General features: G+C 47.0%; 23 protein-coding genes. 8 read left to right on the top strand and 15 right to left on the bottom strand.

Going from position 1 to position 19351, the window contains the following annotated elements; translation table 11 throughout:
* The first annotated feature begins 153 nt into the window (after positions 1–153).
* The gene (locus H6F93_RS21505) at positions 154–768 is read left to right on the top strand and encodes a polysaccharide deacetylase family protein (RefSeq protein ID WP_190685129.1); all 615 of its coding nucleotides are present in this window, start codon (positions 154–156) and stop codon (positions 766–768) included.
* A gap of 108 nt (positions 769–876) precedes the next feature.
* On the opposite strand, the gene H6F93_RS21500 is transcribed toward H6F93_RS21505, so the two are convergent.
* Both H6F93_RS21500 and H6F93_RS21495 read right to left on the bottom strand, forming a co-directional pair.
* Positions 877–1233: a hypothetical protein gene (locus tag H6F93_RS21500; protein ID WP_190685126.1), complete on the bottom strand. Its 357-nt coding sequence runs from the start codon at positions 1231–1233 to the stop codon at positions 877–879.
* Between the two features lie 182 nt (positions 1234–1415).
* On the bottom strand, positions 1416–1925 hold the full coding sequence (locus tag H6F93_RS21495) for an MAPEG family protein (RefSeq protein ID WP_190685122.1): 510 nt from the start codon (positions 1923–1925) through the stop codon (positions 1416–1418).
* A 149-nt stretch (positions 1926–2074) separates the two neighbouring features.
* On the opposite strand from H6F93_RS21495, the gene H6F93_RS21490 reads away from it, so the two are divergent.
* On the top strand, positions 2075–2695 hold the full coding sequence (locus H6F93_RS21490) for a helix-turn-helix transcriptional regulator (RefSeq protein WP_206755754.1): 621 nt from the start codon (positions 2075–2077) through the stop codon (positions 2693–2695).
* Positions 2696–2761: 66 nt separating this feature from the next.
* Here the strand turns inward: H6F93_RS21490 and H6F93_RS21485 are convergent, their stop codons facing one another.
* From H6F93_RS21485 to H6F93_RS21465, 7 genes are all read right to left on the bottom strand, one after another.
* A complete protein-coding gene (locus H6F93_RS21485) occupies positions 2762–3295 on the bottom strand; it encodes a type IV pilin-like G/H family protein (protein WP_190685116.1) in 534 nt (177 codons plus the stop codon).
* A 114-nt stretch (positions 3296–3409) separates the two neighbouring features.
* Positions 3410–3604 (bottom strand): hypothetical protein, encoded by a 195-nt coding sequence (locus H6F93_RS33680; protein ID WP_206755753.1) that lies wholly within the window; start codon positions 3602–3604, stop codon positions 3410–3412.
* A complete protein-coding gene (locus tag H6F93_RS35380; protein WP_524537994.1) occupies positions 3574–3795 on the bottom strand; it encodes a methyltransferase domain-containing protein in 222 nt (73 codons plus the stop codon). The genes H6F93_RS33680 and H6F93_RS35380 overlap by 31 nt, the downstream gene beginning before the upstream one ends.
* Entirely contained in the window at positions 3796–4104 is a 309-nt protein-coding gene (locus H6F93_RS33450; RefSeq protein WP_199313878.1) for a class I SAM-dependent methyltransferase, read from the bottom strand. It lies immediately after the preceding gene.
* A 711-nt stretch (positions 4105–4815) separates the two neighbouring features.
* The gene (locus tag H6F93_RS21475; RefSeq protein WP_190685114.1) at positions 4816–5160 is read right to left on the bottom strand and encodes a gamma-glutamylcyclotransferase family protein; all 345 of its coding nucleotides are present in this window, start codon (positions 5158–5160) and stop codon (positions 4816–4818) included.
* 18 nt (positions 5161–5178) lie between these two features.
* Positions 5179–5850 carry an HAD family hydrolase gene (locus H6F93_RS21470; protein WP_190685110.1) on the bottom strand — a complete coding sequence of 224 codons (672 nt, stop codon included), beginning with the start codon at positions 5848–5850 and terminating at the stop codon, positions 5179–5181.
* A 132-nt stretch (positions 5851–5982) separates the two neighbouring features.
* The gene (locus H6F93_RS21465; protein ID WP_190642967.1) at positions 5983–6381 is read right to left on the bottom strand and encodes a DUF6463 family protein; all 399 of its coding nucleotides are present in this window, start codon (positions 6379–6381) and stop codon (positions 5983–5985) included.
* A 59-nt stretch (positions 6382–6440) separates the two neighbouring features.
* Here H6F93_RS21465 and H6F93_RS21460 point away from each other — a divergent pair, with 59 nt between their 5' ends.
* Positions 6441–7019 (top strand): TetR/AcrR family transcriptional regulator, encoded by a 579-nt coding sequence (locus H6F93_RS21460; protein WP_242043553.1) that lies wholly within the window; start codon positions 6441–6443, stop codon positions 7017–7019.
* Between the two features lie 66 nt (positions 7020–7085).
* On the opposite strand, the gene H6F93_RS21455 is transcribed toward H6F93_RS21460, so the two are convergent.
* From H6F93_RS21455 to H6F93_RS21450, 3 genes are all read right to left on the bottom strand, one after another.
* Positions 7086–8069 (bottom strand): alpha/beta hydrolase family protein, encoded by a 984-nt coding sequence (locus H6F93_RS21455; RefSeq protein WP_190685106.1) that lies wholly within the window; start codon positions 8067–8069, stop codon positions 7086–7088.
* Between the two features lie 347 nt (positions 8070–8416).
* The gene (locus H6F93_RS35885; protein ID WP_524537992.1) at positions 8417–8695 is read right to left on the bottom strand and encodes a hypothetical protein; all 279 of its coding nucleotides are present in this window, start codon (positions 8693–8695) and stop codon (positions 8417–8419) included.
* Positions 8696–9082: 387 nt separating this feature from the next.
* Complete coding sequence (locus H6F93_RS21450; protein ID WP_190685104.1) at positions 9083–9352, bottom strand: hypothetical protein; 270 nt, start codon at positions 9350–9352, stop codon at positions 9083–9085.
* Positions 9353–10059: 707 nt separating this feature from the next.
* On the opposite strand from H6F93_RS21450, the gene H6F93_RS21445 reads away from it, so the two are divergent.
* Positions 10060–11559 (top strand): MBOAT family O-acyltransferase, encoded by a 1500-nt coding sequence (locus H6F93_RS21445; RefSeq protein ID WP_190685100.1) that lies wholly within the window; start codon positions 10060–10062, stop codon positions 11557–11559.
* A gap of 199 nt (positions 11560–11758) precedes the next feature.
* Here H6F93_RS21445 and H6F93_RS21440 read toward each other — a convergent pair whose 3' ends face one another.
* From H6F93_RS21440 to H6F93_RS21430, 3 genes are all read right to left on the bottom strand, one after another.
* A complete protein-coding gene (locus tag H6F93_RS21440) occupies positions 11759–12424 on the bottom strand; it encodes a DUF2834 domain-containing protein (RefSeq protein WP_190642960.1) in 666 nt (221 codons plus the stop codon).
* 213 nt (positions 12425–12637) lie between these two features.
* On the bottom strand, positions 12638–14263 hold the full coding sequence (locus H6F93_RS21435; RefSeq protein WP_190685098.1) for a DnaJ C-terminal domain-containing protein: 1626 nt from the start codon (positions 14261–14263) through the stop codon (positions 12638–12640).
* Between the two features lie 134 nt (positions 14264–14397).
* Positions 14398–15810, bottom strand: a complete 1413-nt coding sequence (locus H6F93_RS21430) for an ATP-binding protein (RefSeq protein WP_190685093.1) — start codon at positions 15808–15810, stop codon at positions 14398–14400.
* A gap of 469 nt (positions 15811–16279) precedes the next feature.
* Between H6F93_RS21430 and H6F93_RS21425 the strand changes: the two genes are divergently transcribed.
* From H6F93_RS21425 to H6F93_RS21410, 4 genes are all read left to right on the top strand, one after another.
* Entirely contained in the window at positions 16280–16534 is a 255-nt protein-coding gene (locus H6F93_RS21425) for a hypothetical protein (RefSeq protein ID WP_190642956.1), read from the top strand.
* Positions 16535–16618: 84 nt separating this feature from the next.
* Positions 16619–17593 carry a TIGR03885 family FMN-dependent LLM class oxidoreductase gene (locus tag H6F93_RS21420; protein WP_190685090.1) on the top strand — a complete coding sequence of 325 codons (975 nt, stop codon included), beginning with the start codon at positions 16619–16621 and terminating at the stop codon, positions 17591–17593.
* 412 nt (positions 17594–18005) lie between these two features.
* Complete coding sequence (locus tag H6F93_RS21415; RefSeq protein ID WP_190642954.1) at positions 18006–18284, top strand: HU family DNA-binding protein; 279 nt, start codon at positions 18006–18008, stop codon at positions 18282–18284.
* 230 nt (positions 18285–18514) lie between these two features.
* Positions 18515–19183 carry an SDR family oxidoreductase gene (locus H6F93_RS21410; protein ID WP_190685087.1) on the top strand — a complete coding sequence of 223 codons (669 nt, stop codon included), beginning with the start codon at positions 18515–18517 and terminating at the stop codon, positions 19181–19183.
* Positions 19184–19351 lie beyond the last annotated feature (168 nt).

Below are 19351 nucleotides of genomic sequence, written 5' to 3'. Positions count from 1 at the left end.
GGTTAATACGGAATCTAGTCATGATGCGCTGTAGACACAGAAGGGCAGGGCAATCGCTGCTGCCTAGAGCGTCTGCCGTACTCAAGCGCCGAATAAAGGCGATCGCAGTGCAGCCAGACGCAACTTAAAACTTGCATCAGTGAGGAAGTCAGGATGCCACGGATTGCTTTTACCTTTGATGATGATCCTAAAACAGAGCCGATTGCAGGAACCCCTGAACTGTTGCGGGTAATTCGCGAACTCAATCAGCAGCAGTACAACATAAAAGTGTCTTTTTTTGTGGTCGGTGTGAATGCTAAAAAGCACCTTGATCTGCTCAAAGCAATGGCTGAGCAAGGTCATGAAATTGGCAATCACTCCTTTAGCCATCGCAACCTGGCAAAGCTATCTGTGGATGAGGCTATTGATGATGTGCGTAGAAATCATGATCTCATCACCCAAACGATTCAACGTTCTCCCACTTATTTCCGTGCGCCCTATGGAGCATTAACGAAGAAGCTGCATGATGAGATTGTTAGACAGTTTCCGAGCTATCGCTGCGTCGGTTGGCACACTCCCCACGATGAAAAAGATAGTGCCGATACTGCTTTTATGCAACGCATGATGGTGAGTAGAGCATTTGATGGTCGGGTCGTGCTTGCTCACACTTGGAAGCAGCCTACTCTTTATGCGATGCGTAATATCTTTACGGCTTTACGCGATCGCAGCTATCAGTTTGTCACTGTTCGTGACCTGAATGCTTTGCCTTCACATCCATTAGTGAATTAGGTTAAGAAGTTAGGTTTTCTTGTCAACATAAAACTGGGGGCGATCGCACTGATAATCTTTCAGCGATCGATGTGTCTTGGGGTTATTGTACGCCTTCAAGTGGTTCAATCAACTTTGATTTAATTCAATGTTGATTGAAGTAATTTCAGGCACTTTACCCTTGGCAAAGTGGTAAATGTCACAAGATGCAACTGTAGACAATTCATTGCCAGTCGATCCGTATTCGGCGAGGCTATCTATTACTACACAGTTCTCACTGAGAATAGTTCTGAATTTGCTAAATTTTGTTTTAACCGTTGCTAAATGCGTTGCCGACTTTTCACAGGACTGAATTACATTGTCTCTGCCGTCAAACTGTTGACCACCTACATTATTCCGTCGAATATGATCTGACCAGTATGGATAAGTGAGTTCAAATTTGTGACTAGAAAATGCTTCTGCTATTTGCTTAGATGTAAGTTCCACTTATCCCCTCCTGTCTTCACCCTTATCTTTTACTCTCTATTTTACTTAGAACCCAGTTATTTGACTTTAATAATCAGCTGTTTCGCGTTCCTATTTCCTCGCCAGATGTTATTCAAATTAGTACCGAACTAAGCCTTGAAGCTCAAGCAGTGACTACATATAACTACATACAAAAAGGTGCATCATGACGCATCCCACAGGATGGCGATCGCACTGGAGTATATGCAGGCAGCAGCACCAACAATGTAAACAAACCAAGTTAGGAAAAATCCGACTGCGCGACTAGGTGAGGGACCATAGGTGGTAATTAAGCCCCATGCGTGGGCTACCCGTCCTATTGTTAGCGCACTCCCTATCAGCCAAAGTATCCAAGGCGACGAATGCATCAACTCTAAGGTTATGATAAACAACAGCCCTAATGGTACGTATTCCGTAAAATTTCCATAGGCACGTACCTTGCGCTGAAGAATGCCATCGTCAGCTTTGGTGAGCAGGGATTTTTGAGTACAGTTTTCCACAAAAGCTGCCCATTTGTTGGGACGTTCAAGGTAATTAGGCTGGTTTATAAGTGCTGCTTCAGTTTCTCCATGCCAGATGCGAGTTCGAGTACGTTCCATAACGACAATGTAAGACAAAGCAAACGCAATAAAACCATTAAGCCCAACGAAAAAGGTTGAAATGGGGATAGACATAGAACATCTAAATTGCAGACCAGTTCTACAAAATAAAGTCTTACAACCCTTTAACCAAGTCCCCAACTGGGTATAAATCTATGAAATTTGCCCCTTTGATCGAAAAAATCACTACGGTCTCAAATGAAGCACAATTACGCTCTTGCTTCATGAGCTACGCGGGTGAGCTGGTAGGAGCTACGGCTTGGGGCTTGGATTTGCTCGATAGCCGTTTTCGAGTATTTGAGTCAGATCTTTGGGGACTGCCAGATACGTTTCGAGATCACTATCAAGATATTGGGCAAAGTGCAGATTTAGTGAGCCAACAAATGATACGGCAGCAAATTCCGGTTCACCATCTATCAGTTCAGTCTTTAGAGGATTGGCACCAAAGCGACCTTTATCAGAATGTATTCCGTATTTATGGGGTCGAACATGGCATGGTTGCACCACTAATCGGGGTAGGTCGGCTGATTGGTGGAATCTATTTTATGCGTGGGAAAGAGCTTCCTGCCTTTGGTGACCCTGATCTAATTCAAGTCAGTTCTCTATGTCAACATTTATCCGTGCGTTTAGCAACTTTGCGTCTTGCGATCGCTCCATCTATAGTCAACGGTTTAACACCACGAGAAATTGACATTGCGGAATTAGTTGCCCAAGGCTTCAGCAATCGAGAAATCGCCTTAAAGTTGAATATCAGTCGTGATGCTGTAAAACAGGTACTCAAGCGAATATTTCGGAAGCTAGACGTTTCTGCCCGTGCTGAAATGGTTGCGAAGTTAAAGGTTTGATTTCACGGGTCTAACTCTAAACACGACAAATGAGCTTTCGGCAGCTACTCTAACCAAGCCCTAGCTTCATTGGTTGCCGCCATAGGGGTAGAACACACCAGCGGAAAACGACCCTGATGGGCAGGGTGGTTCGGCAACAGTAGCATCAGCAGGTTCAGTTGGGGCAGATTGAGAAGGGGTGTTAGTAACACAAATAGAGCCACTAATTGGGCTGTTGCTATAGGCTTGAGCCCGACTAGCTTCAGGAATAACAAAAATCTGAGCAGATAAACTACGGAGGTTAGATTGATTAGCTATAGCCGTCATGTAAACCTTCGTTGGTGTTACTTGAGCGATTTGGTAGCTGTAGTTATCGTCTGAGGGGGGAAGTCCTTCCCTAAATTCTCCGCCCGTGGCAGAGAATTTTACTTGGGTGCCATAAATTGAGAATTGTTCGTTAATCATCATCGATAAGTTTGCTAGGGCGGCAGACTCCAATGCTGATAAATCTGACAATTGCCCAGGCTCTGCTGCTGATTCTGATGCCGATTGACTTGTACAGGCTGAGATAGTGATTACCGTGCTGATTAAACTGAGTAGCAGAAGATAAGCTTTCATCATTTCTTTGATTTTAATATTTGAATAGTTTCTGAATCTCAAAGTAGACACAGTTGTTCCTATACAGATGCTCTATTACATAAGCTTGCGTGCAGAAAAGATAAGAAAAAGTGGAATTCACTTACGTCGTTCATACGTTTGCCTGTCGTAAAAGTGGTTGCGTTGTGGCTTTGCTTCATGCAGTTCTTCAACCCGAAGCCCTGCAGTCTGAAGCAGATGAAAATAGTCTTCGATGGTGCGATGATATTTTTGTATAGTATTCCCCAACCAATCGGCAACCCTTACTCCGGTTGAAAAGTAGTTGTCAACCACCCAATCTTGACGGGCGTTCCATCAACCCAACCCCGATCGCATGATGTGATCACGGGATGTTCAACCGAAAAGACAAACTGTGCTCCAGCAGCGAGTGTACGGAAGATATTGGTGAAAACTGGTGCAAGGTCAGCAACATAGTGGAGTGCAAGTCTTGCCAGTACTAGATCAAATGCTGCAGGTGGATAAATCTAGTCTTCGATTGTCTGTAGAATGACCTGACCTGACGTGCCAGTAAGCGTTTGGGTGGCAATTTCAACCATCTTGTGTGAACCTTCGACACCCATATAACTTGCTGCTCCGTAGTGGAGGAATTCTCTCCCAATTGCAGCATCACCACAGCCAAGATCGAGAATGCGTTTGTTCGTAATAGGGGCAACAAGCTCTAGAATGACTGGCTTTTCCAGCGTTTCGTTGGGCGCGTCTAAACGATGGCGATGTCGCATATAGGTTGCAAACACCATCTCGTCATCATAGAAGCTTGGACATGCCTTGCCCATTGTAGTGTTTCTCCGTTGTCTTTCTGTTGCTTGCCTATACGCAGTATAGGAACAATACCGTAAGGTGTAACGGAGAGCAGCCCAACAACTCAGTAAAGATTAGCGCTAGTGGATGACTTGGATGATAAAGTGATATCTCTACAATCTCAGCCTAATCAAATGGTACGTTTGCTTATCAGCAATGTACTCTACAAAACGGCATCGCACTGGTTTATCCCCCTCTAAGATCAGTTCTACATCAACTGCCTGGTATCCCAATGGAATAATGACCATGTGTTGAGAGTTACATATCTCGGGCAGCCCTATTAACGGTTGGCAAAAATGGGCAAGATGAATGCTACTCATGATATTTCTTCTACAAGCAACCGAAGTATATTACTATACATAGTGTTCTGCTATTGGCGATCGCACTTTGTTAAAGGCTGATTCGCATTATGGAAGCATTAACCCTTCGAGATACACAGAAATTCCTTGAGACTATCTACGCCCTCCATAGCCTCAAGAATTCACAAACGTTTGCGCGAGACGTACTTGTGGTGTTGGAGCAGTCAAGGTAGGGTGCACTGCTGCTAAGCAAACGCACTCGCTCATAAGGCTTGAACGTTCAACAGTGATTCTGACTGTAGCTACACAAAGTTAAAAGCGCGTTATTGCGCACCCTGTGAGATGGCGATCGCACTGGAAAGTTACAGTTATGCCAATTGTCCTGATCTACGAGTGCAAAAGCTTTGTGCGGAGCCTGTAAATGTAGGTATCCACAGTGGTTCCGTCTTTGAGCTTCGCTGTCGTTAGGACGCGCTCATAGCCTTCACCCTCAAACTGATCCAAGCGAGTCCAGTGCTCAGTCAACCTCTCGGAGCTAAAGAGAAAACCTTCAATTTCGTCGCCATCCTTATCCAAGACAATGCCTGGGTAGCCAACCGCTGCACCCCAGCCTTCTGGAAGCAACATGCCAGTGACAGTTGCTGGCTCCCACTCTCCCGGAACATCCGCTAGAACGTGTTCATTGGGTCGACCTGGGGCGAGCGTTCCGTAAACGAAAAGTCGGTGGTGCATTGAAATTATTACCTGTTGTCAACTACTCTCAAACTGCTGAAGAACGAAGGGAATTTCATTGAGTTCAGTGATAGTTGCATCTGCTCCTTTTACCTCCTCCCAGTTCAAACTCCGTTTCCAAATCGCTCTCATTCCAGCATTCTTTGCACCCATAATATCTGCTTCAGGATGATCGCCAACAAACACACTTCTAATAGAAGTTACTCCCAATTGCTTCATAGCTCTGTGGAAAATTTCTGCTTGTGGTTTTCTCACTTGCTCAATTTCAGAAATTAAGATCACCTCAAAATAATCTTGAATTTTTAATCCTTCAATCGCACGAGTTTGAAACGTTCCCAAACCATTACTCACGATGCCCAACAAGTAGCCTTGCTGCTTCAGTTCACTTAATACCTCAGCGAGAAAAGGAGATGGAACACAATGAGCCTGAAACTGTGTCTCGTAATCCTGAAGTAACGCCTGCCAACCTAAACCTCTTACCCCAAACTCCGCAACCAGTTCTTGACAAACTTTATCTTTCCAAACATGACCATGACAGTCTAGTTCAATGAATCTGCTAACGTAATCGGCTTTAGGAATGTGGCTTAAGTAGTTGCCGAGTCTGCCATATTGGGCTGCAATAAATCGCTTAATTGAGGCATCCCGATCGAGCAACGTTCCATCGAGATCGAAAAGAACTGCTTCAATCATCCATCGAACTCCCAACACTGTTTCTAACTATGCTCCCACGACCGAAACGAAACAGCTAACGACCGTGTTCAGAAGCTGCTACGTTTGCAGGACGATTGTTAGCTGCTATGTAACATCGCGTTAGGGAAAGCGCTATGGCGCTTTCCCTAAGGATTCCTTACGGTTATGCGAATTAGCTAGAATCAATAGCGCTGGAGGAATGATGAGCCAAAATCCTGAAATTGGTTCAAGAGTAATTCCAACAACAGCCGTTAGAAGGAGAATCCAGCCAGGAAAATTTGGCAAGGGAACGTTGTTTGTATGCGCCCAACAGCACAATTGCCCAATTAAGAGAAGAAATGGTGTGATCATCATGCACCAAAATGCATCTTCTCGGTCATAAAAAGGAGTCGATGGATGTGGTGCAACTGCGTTGAACCAACCCGCCTGCACAATATCCATTAAAGGGTCAGCAAATTGCCATCCAGTGATTAAAGCATGTAAAACACCTGTACAAATTAACCAATATCCACTCACTTGAAGCATCTTCATCTCAATCCTTTCTTACATACGCTACCGTATGTTTGTAGGTTAGAATTCACATAACGTAGATGTCAATACGCTACCGTATGGTCAAGAAAAAAGAGAGTTCTAAGCTTGGACAGCAAGACTGGATTGATTTGGGTCTAAAGGTTTTAGCAGAAAAAGGAGTGGAGTCGGTGCGAGTTGAGCCAATGGCTCAACTATTGAATGTGACGAAAGGTAGTTTCTATTGGCATTTCAAGAATCGAGAAGAGCTTTTGGAGGCGATCTTACAAGATTGGGTCAGTCGTGAAACAGATAGCATTATTGAGCAAGTTGAAGTGGCGGGCGGTGATGCTTCAACGAAACTGCTCTACTTGTTTGAACTGGCGATTCAAGATGATGGTCAAGTCGAACACGCGATTCGATCTTGGGCAGCGAACGATTCTAAAGTTGCGTTGCTACTTGAGCAAGTTGACCAGCGGCGTTTGAGCTACACGAAAACTTTGTTTTTAGAACTAGGCTTTACACCCTTTGAAGCAATGGTACGCGCCCGGATGGTTTATTACGCGTTGATTGGAGAGTTTACAGTCGGTACCCGAACTAACCCATCTGAACGGTTAGCTGAGGTACGGCTCCAGCATCTTATCCTCACTCGGCGAGATTGATAGGTACAGTCGCTACTGATCACCGAGAGTCACTCAATCTCAAATCACCAGACTTGAAACTATAAATTACTTGCGCTCAAATGATGCAATCAAAGGATTGTTAGATACTAATAATTGATTGAGAGCTTCAAGAGCTGTTGCCTCGTCACGAACATGAGCATCGATGAACATGGCGATCGCCTCCGCCATTAAATCCCGCAGTTGTTCTTCTGATTGGGTAGCTGGAAAGTCTAGAAATGGTCTGCCTGTTGTGAAATCGAATGGATCAGCAATCGAAAAATGGTTGGCTCCTTCTAGAAGCAGCAAATAACTATCACTTCTGCCACCTACGATCGCCTCTTGAAAGGTCAGCTTAACTGGTGTTGTAGCTTCTTCCCAACCCACTCCATAGCGATGGCTACTATTAGCAATAACTCCATCACGAGTTCCCCCGATTAGTAGAAGGGGTAAGGAATCTGGTAGAGATAGGATCGTGCCTGCTGCATAACCTAACTGGGTAATCGCTGCAGTATGAGCGCCATAGGCGAAAGCAGCGACAACAGATGGGAAAAAGCGTGAATCTGCGCTTTCAATTGCAACCCTACCTCCAGCAGAATGTCCTCCCAGAATGACACCATTTAAGTCGAGCAGACCCGCCAGCACCCCTTCACCCTGGAGCCTCTCTAGCTCCCTCAGCAAAGTTGGTAAAGCAGAAGCCGTCGGAGCTTTACCATACATAGCTGGAGTCAGCATATTAATGTCAACCCCAGGAGTAAGCGCCACCATTCCAGGTAGATTTTCGGCAATCCAGGAAAATGTAATGACCACTAATCCACGCTTTGCCAACTTAACAGCCAGCCATTGATACACTTCAGGACCGCAATTGATACCGTTGAAAAGAATAACGACCTTGAAGGGGGAGTGTTGAGCATCAGCAGGAACAATGCCCATGTCCTGCTCCTGGTCGCTACCTGTCAACTGGGCGGGGTAGAAAACCTTCAGTTGAATGTTGTTGTAAGGAGGGGCAGCATCTTCAACTGTAGCGGCTCGGAAAAATGCTCGTACATTCATAATATTGATCTTGCTACTCAAACCAACGTGGCTTTAATGCTCCTCTAAAGCATCCCCCTTTAGAGGGGCTTTACGATCAGTTTGAGCAATTATTTTGTTTCCAGGTCGCTGCTTACCTCCAACAAACGATATGACTTTGTGACCGCTAACGGTTCGGGTCAGCAGTTCCAGGGTCTTTGAACCGAACCTAAGCGGCTTCGGTTAATCCGTTGCATCCGAACTATTAGCTAGTCGTAGGATATTGATGATGGTGAAAAGCATATACTCCAGCACCAGAAATTAAACCAGCAAGCCCACCAAACTCATAGAACTGGCTATTTTGTAGGTTGTGCAGTAGTATTTCAAATTTAGACCTGAAAGACATTTGCTTCCTCATATGAGTCACAAATAATGTATTGCCACAGACCACCACTTAGATATGCAGAAACAATGCTTTCTCCTTTCTCGGGTTCTGGCAAAGCTATTCGTATTCGTTGAGAACCACTTGAACGTTTAGAAACTGAGATTTGATAACCCATTTCAATTGCGAGATGTTTCCGCAAACTTGAAGCTTCAACATTACCCTTCAAATGGTTGTTTCTAATCCTTTTAATTACATCTCGACCGTCACCAACATATATCAACATGAACTTGGAAGCCTTTCATTAAGTGCTTAAGCAACATTAATTTCAGCATTCCCACTTCAGGAAAGTATTCATTCAAATCCTACCTCATTGGATTTGGAAGTAATGTGGCTTGGTTAAGATGTAACAAGTTAAGGTTATCTAACAACTTATTGTACGGAGCTTTGCTGTAGATCTGCCCAAATTTGGATAGAGCAACGACTACTTTGCTGTAGATTTGCTAACAAGGGGTCGATCTACAGCAGCCTTGCTACGGATCTCCCTGATCTGAGGAGGATTTACAGCAAGATTCCGCGATCTGCTCAAGCTCAATTGGAGTGGACGTGGAGCAAGAAGTTCGTTGGATGGATAAAGGAGAGAGGGCGATCGCCCCCTCTCCTCCCTCTTTTCTTACCTTCTTCGATCGCGTGTCAAAATACTCATTACCTCACCAGAACTAGGAGCAGGTAACAACGGACTCCACATTCCCACTTGGGCAAAGCCACGTCGATGCAGGTCGTGAATGGTTTCTATTACGCCATCACGAGAACCGATGATCAGAACTCGCAGGCGATGCGAAGCAGTTCCCCCTATGGGGTAATCGCGCTCACTATTCTGAAGGGCAGAAACTTCTCTCTCAACAGTCGGGGCGTTGGGAGATTCCAAAAAACATTGAGACATGAGTTGTACTCCTTAAGGTTTTTGAGGAAACCCCAAAAACCTAGCCACCCCGCTTTTTTGACACGACAAGTCGGGGTGGCTAAGGGAGTGTTAAAATTCACCGTTAGCCGCCAGACTGCTCGGTACAGTTTGGGGGTTAGCTGCTCAGGGCTGTTGCCGCAGCCTTGGGTAGCGCTAGATCTTTGGGTAGTGTAGGGCTGTCTGTGCGTAAAATTGACAACCTTAACGTGAGAGCATATCTGAGCAAACGGTATTTAGTCAAGATGACAGACTACGGATTTTTTTGAGAGAGAAGGGAAGCGGTCGCATTCGGTTGCAGCACCGTCGCGTACAGGTCAATCAGCTTTGCCTGTAGTGCCTGCTGTGCCGGAGTCAATAGTTACTGCGGATCAAACTCATAGCCCAGACCCCAAAACAGTTCTGTTTCCCAGGTTTTAGTTGCTGTCATAGGTCAAATTTGCAGTGAATTAGGAGCGAGAAAAACTTTGGTTGGTCTGTCCTACAGAGCCATTTTTCAAGGAAATCCTGTGTAGGGAAGCTTTCCTGCACAGCTGCTCGATTCAGGCACGCAGTGCCATAAAATGGATGTTTAATTTACAGACGGGACTATACTGGCGAGACTGTAAGGACTTTTATTAGCGATTGCAGTCAACCTGAATACGGTTGTCATCACAACCTGGCTTTACAGGGGTGTTTGCTCTGAACCTATGACTTTTCTCTCAATCCTTTACGGCATTTTTCTGTTGAGCGTTCTGGGCATCTACTGGTCACTAGAGGCGCGATCGCTCAAGTTACTGATTCTGCTGGTTGCCAGCCTGGTCTTCTACAGTTCGCTGCAGCTTCAGTATGTGCCGCTGCTGCTATTAATGACGCTGCTCAACTTTTGGCTGGGACGGGCGATCGCTGCCCCATGCGACTGGCGCGCCCCCGCAGGCGAGGACTGGCAGCTTGCCCAGCAAGACTGGAACAATCGCCGCTTAAAGCTTCTGTGTATAGGCGTTTTTCTGAACGTCTTGCTGCTAGTGAGCTTTAAGTATGTGCCGTTCCTGGTGTCTTCGGTAGGCGCAGTGTTGAATCTACCCGTAGCCCAGGAGAATGCCGCCTGGATTGGCGATCGCCTCATCGCCCCACTAGGAATCAGCTTCTTCACCTTTGAATGCATCGCGTATCTCGTAGACATCTATCGCGGTGCGCCACCAACCCGTAGTTTTCTGCTGTTTTCCAGCTACAAGCTATTCTTTCCCAAGTTGATTTCCGGTCCGATCACCCGATTCCATCCCCTAGCAGACCAGATCAAGACGCTGAAATTTCCGCCGCCCAACCAAATTGTCGAAGGACTCTGGCTAATTGCTTGCGGTGCGGTGAAAAAACTGCTGCTAGCCGACCACATCGGCACTCTGGTTGACCTCAGCTTCAACAACCTCCAGCGGGCAGGCAGCGGCGACCTGTGGCTAGCGACCTTTGCCTATGGCTTACAGCTTTATCTCGACTTTAGCGGCTATGTGGATGTGGCGCGGGGCAGCGCTATTCTGCTGGGATTTGAGCTACCGCAAAACTTTAACTTCCCCTACTTCTCCACCAGTATTGCTGACTTTTGGCGACGCTGGCATATTACCCTGGGCGACTGGCTCCGCAACTATCTTTACTTTCCACTGGGCGGTTCGCGCAAGAACCTAATCCGGACTTGTGTAAATCTGGCGATCGTCATGTTGATTGCCGGAATCTGGCACGGAGCCGCCTGGGGTTTTGTGGTGTGGGGATTGCTGCACGGTCTAGCGCTCGTTGTGCATCGGCTAACCGAGGCGCAGTCTCAACGATTCCCAGCGCTCAAGAACTGGTGGCAAAGCCTCCCCGGAACAGTAACGGCCTGGGCACTCACACAATTTATGGTGTTCACCTCGTGGATTTTCTTCCGTTTGCCTGACCTGCGTGAGTCGAGTCTGGTCGTACAGCGGCTCTGGGGACATCCAGCAGACGCTCAATTTGCTCAAAAGATTTACGCAGAAGCATTAGGGAGCGATCGCCTCCAAATCACTTTTCTACTCTTACTGATCGTGGTGGGAATGGCGATCGCCTATCTGATTCAGCGAGGGCTAAAAGTGCAGTTAAACTGGTCAGTCAAAATTCTGCTGGTGCCAATTTGTCTATTTGCTGCATGGCTACTGGCTCCAAATGAAGCTGCGCCTTACATCTATTTTGATTTCTAATACGGAATCCGTTCTGTAAGGAAGCACTATTTGGTGTAAGGGCGAAGCACTCGGCAAAAGAATTGTGCTTCAGTGGCAGGGATTGCGACCAAGTGCTTCGCCCCAACAGATGCCGCTATTCTACAGACGAGTTTGGTATAAGTAGTAGCTGTCAAGCTTAAGGTCTTAGGTTGAAGTGTGAGACCTGACATCCCAATATTTAACTTTGAGGCGACAATTCGCGCTCTGGAGCAGTCTCTAATGGTGGACGCAGCACGAGATAGGCGATCGCCCCCAGCAATGGCACCAGTGCCACTGCCCAAAAAATTCGCTTATCCTGCAAACCCCGTCGTGCCATATCGTCACCAATCAGTGCTGGAAATAGCAGACAGAGCATACAAAAATCTAGGCTCATGACGTGGATAAAGCGATCGGTTTGCCACTGTTGAATGAAATTGCTCCAGTCTCCGGCAGTTAGACCGTAAGTGAGGAGGGCGATCGCTCCTAACGCCAGCGCCAACGCTGTCCAGCGAGAATCGAGCGGTTTGAGTAAAGCATTCTTCTCACCGACGAAAGTTGGATTGGGTTTCCGTAAAGCCAGATAAGGCAACAGAGCAAACGCGCCTACACCAAACGAAGCCGACGCAAACAGCCAAGCTGGAACCTTTTGCCCTCTGCCGTCAATAAACACTAGACAAGCGTAGAGCATTGGCAAAACGCCCATGATGTTAAACAAAGCAATCACCAGTGGATTAATGCCATCCCACTGTCCAGTAGAGAGATCTTTGATTAACGCAAACGTATCTGGCTGATTGGGCGGAGCCAGCAAAAAAGCATAGGCAGAAAAACCCGCCCACAGCAACCAAAACGCAATCCTTCTAACCATAGCCCTCGCTTTTATCTCCAATGATCGTTACACACTCTCATCTATAGCAAGATTCAGCGGGGGTGAGAAGGCGTAGTAGTAGGATATTCTTGACTGCACTTCAGAGCAACTTCAGGTAGTAGAAGCAACCCTTAGCTGCAATTCAGGCAGCTAAGGGTTGGCGTATCTCTAAAGTATGCGTGTAGCGCTGCTATGTAATCAGAATTGCAGTCATCATGTCAAAGTAGTGACTTGATTTATTACATGAACAACTTGCTCATAGCTCTGCCTGTCTCCTCGTTGCTGAAATAACTCTGCCGCTCGTTGAATGTAAGGCAGCCCATCCTGCTTCCTGCCCTGATTAACATAAACACTGCCAAGGTTGAAGTGTGCCTCAGCTAGGTAGGGGTCAAGCTTGATCACCTGGTCGAAGTCAGCAATGCAGGCGTCATTTTTTATATCAAAGTACATTCCGCCCCGGTTGTAGTAATAGTCAGCAACTCTAGGATTGAGTTGAATTGCCTGAGATAAATCTGCCAGCGCATATTGCCTCTGCCCCAATCCTTGATAGGCTGCGCTGCGATAGTAATATAAATCAGCCAGTTCTGGTTCTAACTGAATTGCCTCAGTGAGGTAACTGAGCGCTTGCTGGAAGTTTTCTGCATTCTGCGCCTCGGCTGCTTGTTGAATCAACGGCTCAACTGGTGAGTGCCTGGAGGCGATTCCTGAGCGGTAGTGATTTTGAATTCGAGGTAGCGCATCGTCGGCTAGATAACAAGTTTCAGTTGAAAGATACAGATCGATCGCACTCTCAAAATCTGCTAAAGCTTGGGGAATATGATCGAGTTCCAGGTTGATTTGCCCTCGTGTGTAGTAAGAGTTAGCTAACGAGGGATCAATTTGAATGCTGTAAGTTAACTCCTCTAATGCTCGTTGTCGATCGCCCAAAAGATAATACGCCAGTCCACGGCTACCATAAGCTTCAACCAGATTAGGAGCAAGCTGAATAGCCTGAGCAAAGCAGGCGATCGCACTCTGGTAGTCCTGCATCGCGATACAAACATTGCCCCAAGCAGAGTACGCTAATGCAAAATTAGGATCTAATCCGATCGCTTGTCGGAGATCAGCGATCGCTCCTCGATAATCCTCACGCTTAAACTTCTCAACGCCTTGATTCAGGAGATCGTTCGGAGTTTCTGGAGGAACTTTTGACGGAAGATAGGATCTTCCATCCAGGTCAGTTGAGTCAGAGAAATCAGGTTTACTACACAAGGGGTTGGACTGTTGGTCAATTTTGACCGTCACCTCATGGTTACCGCGTTGCCCAGGATTACCTAGTGTGGGAACCCCCCGGTTCTGTAAGGTGAAGACCGTGTTGGGCTGGGTTTGTGGAGGAATGGTCAACGTTGTCGCTCCATCAATGGTGTTGACCTGTATGTCGCATCCAGAGAGCGCTTGTTGAGCGCTAATCGTCACTTCTGATGATAAGTGGGTTCCCTCCCGCTGAAATTCAGGATGTGGACTCACAAACAGGTAAACATACAAATCACCAGCTTCACCACCATTTTCTCCAACATCTCCTTCTCGTGAAACTCTGAGACGAGTCTCCTGATCAACCCCTGCTGGAATAGTAATCGTCAAGTTTTTGGCGATCGCAGTTCGACCACTTTCCCCACAGGTATTACAGATACCTGGCTGCATTCCTAGCCAACTGCCAATGCTTCGTCGTTGCCCAGAACCCTCACAAGCATGGCACCTTTCTAAATGGCGAATCCGAATTATTTCTTCTCCACCAAAAACTGCCTTACGAAAATCCAATGTCAAATCAAACCGTAGATCTTCGCCGCGCCGCGCTACCATGTTTCAGCCCTTGGTTATCTAATGTGTATATACATCTGGGATAAAGTACAGTTAGTTACCTAAACCCCAAAGCATTTGGACATATACAGTAGATTCAATTGCAGAAACAGGATTTACGTATTGAGTGCAGTGTCCTAATTGCTGGGAGCAGCACTTTTGGGTGGACGAAGGGGCAGGCGCACCTGAAAGCGTGTATCCCCAGGTTTTGACTCAAAGTGAACATCACCCTTGTGCTGACCGACGACAACGCGGCGAACGATGTCTAGTCCTAACCCTGTGCCTTTGCCAACTTCTTTTGTGGTGAAAAACTGTTCAAAAATGCGGGGTTGGATATCAGCAGGAATGCCCCCTCCGTCATCAGCAATCTCAATCAGGACGCGATCGCCCTCTAGCGCAGTGCGAATCCACAGATGTCCTTTTCCCTGAGTTGCATCGACAGCATTGTCAATCAAATTTGTCCACACCTGGTTTAGCTGAGGGCCATAAGCACAAATTTTAGGTAAGTCACCGTACTCACGTTTGACCGTCATTCCATATTTCAACTTATGTTTCAGGATAGTGAGTGTATTGTTGATGCCCTCATGTATATCCAACTCTTGAAGCTGTGCCTGATCCATGTAGGAGTAGCTTTTCATCGCTGTCACCAGTTCAGACATGCGGGTTGAACCGAGCTTAATGTCTTCTACAAGCTTGATTCCAGTCAGCGTTGCTTCTAGCCAGGTCAAAACGCTGCCCAGACAGTCTGGATCGATGTGCGTCATGATTTCATCTAGCCGCTCTGGGTATAGATTAGCCATGACCAGCATTGGGGCAAGTTTCCAGCCATTCTCGACATCATGAGCTTCTAGCCAATCGGCGATCGCATCTTCTGCTTCACTCTGGGCGATCGGGTCAAACAGACAGCCCTGCTTAGCGGACTCTGTCGCCTGAAGATATAGGTCGCTCAAAAACTTAATCCGGTCTGCTGTCATCGGCTGCTCGTGTAGCTTGAGCGCCAGGTTGGGGAGTTTTTGCAACACCTCTTCCAGGTAAAATACATTCCGTTTAACCGCTGCTGCCGGGTTGTTTAGCTCATGGGCTAGCCCCGCAGAGAGGGTGCCAAGGGAAATCAGCTTAGCCTGCTGCTGAGTAACCGACTCGTGAATTTGCGATCGCTGCGCCGAAATTTTTAAAATGCTGCGGAAGATCGACGGACAGATTCTCAGCATTTCCCAGAAGCCCTCCGGGGTCAACTTATAGAGATGCACACGGGTTACGGTTCGCCCTGTTGTGGGATAGGCTTCATCTAACAGCAAAATCAGTTCTGCAAAAACGTCTCCCTTGCCTAACGTCACCGCATGAGCCGATTCCCCCTGCACTTCTTTTGTCCAGGTGGTTTCTCCCTGCAAAATCACATAAAAGCCATCCGCCGGGCTTCCCTGAGCGGCAATCAATTCTCCTGGCTCTAGCCAAACTTCAGTACCCTGCTCAGCGAGCCACTGCAACTGTTGATCGGGCAAATGGGCAAACAGTGACACCTGGCGCAACATCTCTTTGATGTCAGTCATCACAGCACCTCAGATTGAGCTAAGCCCAGCTTACTTCATGAAACCGCGAGAAATCCTGTGCCAAGACAGACAAAAACGTCATGCAGAAGTTTAACCCGCTGGTTGGAGTTTTATGATGATGCTAATTGTGAGTTTGTATACCATCGCTGCTGCGACCTCATTTTTCTTTGTGCTCCTCCTGGTTAAAGAAACCAAGGGCAAAGAGCTAGAACAAATGTAGCGAAGGAAATTTCCGTGAAGGGCTTCCTCTCGTAGGGGCGGTTCGCGAACCGCCCCTATGCGAAACGTATCTTAACGACGGATATTTGTTCCTCCCGTAGAGGTATTTTGCGAAACACCTTAAAAACTCCAAGCATCGAATTTGCGGTGTTCTCAACGCGATTAAAAATTGTATCTATAGCTACAGAATATTGCCTAAACGATAAACAAGCCTTACAATCCGTATAAGATAATACTATTTATAACGGTTATGAATTCTGGGGCAGATTTAGATTGGGAAGAAGCATTTGAATATAGACCGGGGCAAATCGTTGAATTAAAAGCCCAACCTGGCACCTTTGATACGATCGCCGATTACGAGGCAATGATGGTGCCGCCCATCTGGTTGGTGAATGATTCACATCCCCGCTATCCCCATGAGCTGCGCGTGATTGCTCAGCCACCGATGGAAGACAATCCTTTAAGACCTCAGTGTCCGTTAAACCTGGAAAAGGTTTATGCCTAACAACCGATGAATTTTTATCCATGCTCGTGCGAAATAGGGTAGTAAAGCTGCCCTCACTAAATACCACGAGCAGGAAAAATTCTTATGGTAAAGATTGGCTACCATGCTTCCCATGAACAGTTCAAGCCGAGTGAACTGCTGAAGTACGTGCAACTGGCAGAGCAAGTAGGCTTTACCCATGCTCTTTCCTCTGATCACTTTCATCCCTGGACTGAGCAGCAAGGACAAAGTGGTTTTGCCTGGTCGTGGCTAGGGGCAGCTATGCAGGCAACAAACCTTTCCTATCGAGTAGTTTGTGCGCCTGGGCAGCGATATCATCCTGCAATTATTGCTCAGGCCTCAGCAACTCTAGCTGAGATGTTTCCCGATCGCTTCTGGATCACGGTTGGTAGCGGACAGGCGCTCAATGAAACAATCACAGGCGATAAGTGGCCAATCAAAAGCGATCGCAACACTCGGCTCAAAGAATGTGTGGATATCATGCGATCGCTCTGGGCGGGCGAAACCGTAACTCATCGCGGACTAGTCTGTGTTGAAGAGGCAAAACTTTATTCCCGTCCTGAGACTCCACCACTAATCATTGGTGCAGCCGTGACCGCTAAAACCGCAGAATGGCTGGGCAGTTGGGCTGATGGACTGATCACGATTTCGCGCCCACCCGACCAACTTAAGGAAGTGGTAGACGCTTTCCGTCGAGGTGGTGGAGTCGGAAAACCAATGTTGCTGAAAGTCCAACTTTCCTATGACCGAGATGAAACAGCCGCCCGCCAAAAAGCCCACGAACAGTGGCGCAGTAACATCTTTGAAAATGTATTGATGACAGAACTGCAATCCCCTCGTCAGTTTGAGGTTGCGGGTCAATTTGTGCAACCCCATGAGTTAGATGGATCCGTTCGCATTTCTGCCGACCCTCAGCAACATATTGATTGGCTGAGACAGGATATTGAGCTGGGATTCAGCGAACTGTTACTACATAACGTCAACCGTGAACAACAACAGTTTATTGAAGTCTTTGGTGAGAAAGTGCTTCCGGCACTTCAGCCTGTATCGGTTGGCTAGGTATTGGCTAGATACATTCCACAAACAACATCCCCTCTATGAGAGTGTTCAATTTTTTGTGTAAGTGTGAGCATTTTGTCCGCACTTACACAAAAATCAAATCAGTCCCCCCCTCTGTAGAGTAGCGGTATCGGTAGGGGCGAAGCATTCGGTTATAATCCTTGCCACTGAAGCACAATTCTCTTGCCGAATGCTTCGCCCGTACACCCAATCGTGCTTCTCTACAGAATGGATTCCGTATCACTTCAGTTAGGTAAAGCAACTTAGTTCAAATGTACTAACCAATGTGATATTCTACTTCTAGCAACTCATGCTAGCCAGCAGCCCACCCCAGTAGCGGCTGCTTTTTATTGGCTGTGCGTCTGCGTGGTCTGTGCCCTATAATCCTTGCAAGCGTTAAATAGTAACCTATATGAACAAAGGTGAATTAGTGGATGCGATCGCCGATAAGGCAGGAGTAACCAAGAAAGAAGCGGATGCAGTGCTAACCGCAGTGCTGGAGTCCATCCAGGAATCTGTCGCCGCAGGCAACAAGGTAACTCTCGTCGGTTTTGGCACATTTGAAGCAAGAGAACGCCAATCCCGTGAAGGGCGCAACCCCAAGACAGGTGAAGTGATGACGATTCCGGCTACGACTGTCCCTGTGTTTTCGGCTGGAAAGCTATTTAAGGAGAAGGTTTCAGAGTCTTGACGGTAGGGTGGCACCGTGAAATTTTTAAGGGGGGTTAGCCCCCAACCCCCCTGTAGGAAGCATTACGCTTCCTCAGTGTTTGACCCCAAACTGACGCAGAAGTTCCAGGCGTAGAATCTTTTTAGTCGGTTTTTCCAATCAATTTGTACAAAGGCGCAAGATTTCTCGCACACTAATGTGGCAGAGGTCTAAATCTGTGAGCAATTGATTCAAACGGGGAGGCAACTTTGATGACAGCACCATATGTATTTCTAGCCGGGGCCAGTCGCGGGGTAGGACGCGAGATTGCTAGTGGTTTAGTTGGGCGATCGCTTCCAGTCAAAGCGTTTTTACGCAGCGAGGCGGCACGGGCAGAGCTAGAGGCAATGGGAATTGCGATCGCTCTTGGAGATGCGCTGAACGTGGCTGAAGTCGAGCAAGCAATGCAGGGAGAACCGATTGGGGCAGTGATTAGCACGATCGGTGGTTTGCCTAAAGATGGTGAGCGAGCAGACTACCTGGGCAACAAGAATTTGATCGATGCTGCGGTCAAAGCAGGGGCACAAAAATTCATTTTGGTATCGTCGATTGGCAGCGGTGACAGTGTGGTAGCGCTGCCTCCTCAAGCCCTGCAAGCATTAGGTGAAGTTCTAGTCGAAAAAGAAAAGGCTGAACAGCATTTAATTGCTAGTGGATTGACGTACACCATCATCCGTCCAGGCGGGCTAAAATCGGAACCCGCAACGGGCAATGCAGTGTTAACTCCAGACCCAACCATTGCCGGGTCGATTCATCGGGCGGATGTAGCAGAGCTAGTTTGCCGCTGTTTGCAATCTGACCTAGCAAATAATCGCGTGCTTTCAGCAGTTGACCAGCAAATGCTTTATGGACAAAAGGAGTTTGAGAAACTAGAGGTGTAGAAGTGAAGGGAGGTGTAAAGGTGAAAGATGAAGGAAATTCCTCTTATGCTGCATTGGGTATGTCAAATAGATTGTGTCAAGGATAAAAATCAGGTAGGAAAGCGATCGCCAAACTGGATAGCGAAACGGTTTAGAGCAGGTTTCCAGTTAGGAATTGGCATGGTCCAC

The organism is Leptolyngbya sp. FACHB-671, assembly GCF_014695745.1.
GTDB lineage: Bacteria > Cyanobacteriota > Cyanobacteriia > Elainellales > Elainellaceae > JAAUTN01.
This window is presented reverse-complemented; position numbering and strand designations above follow the sequence as displayed.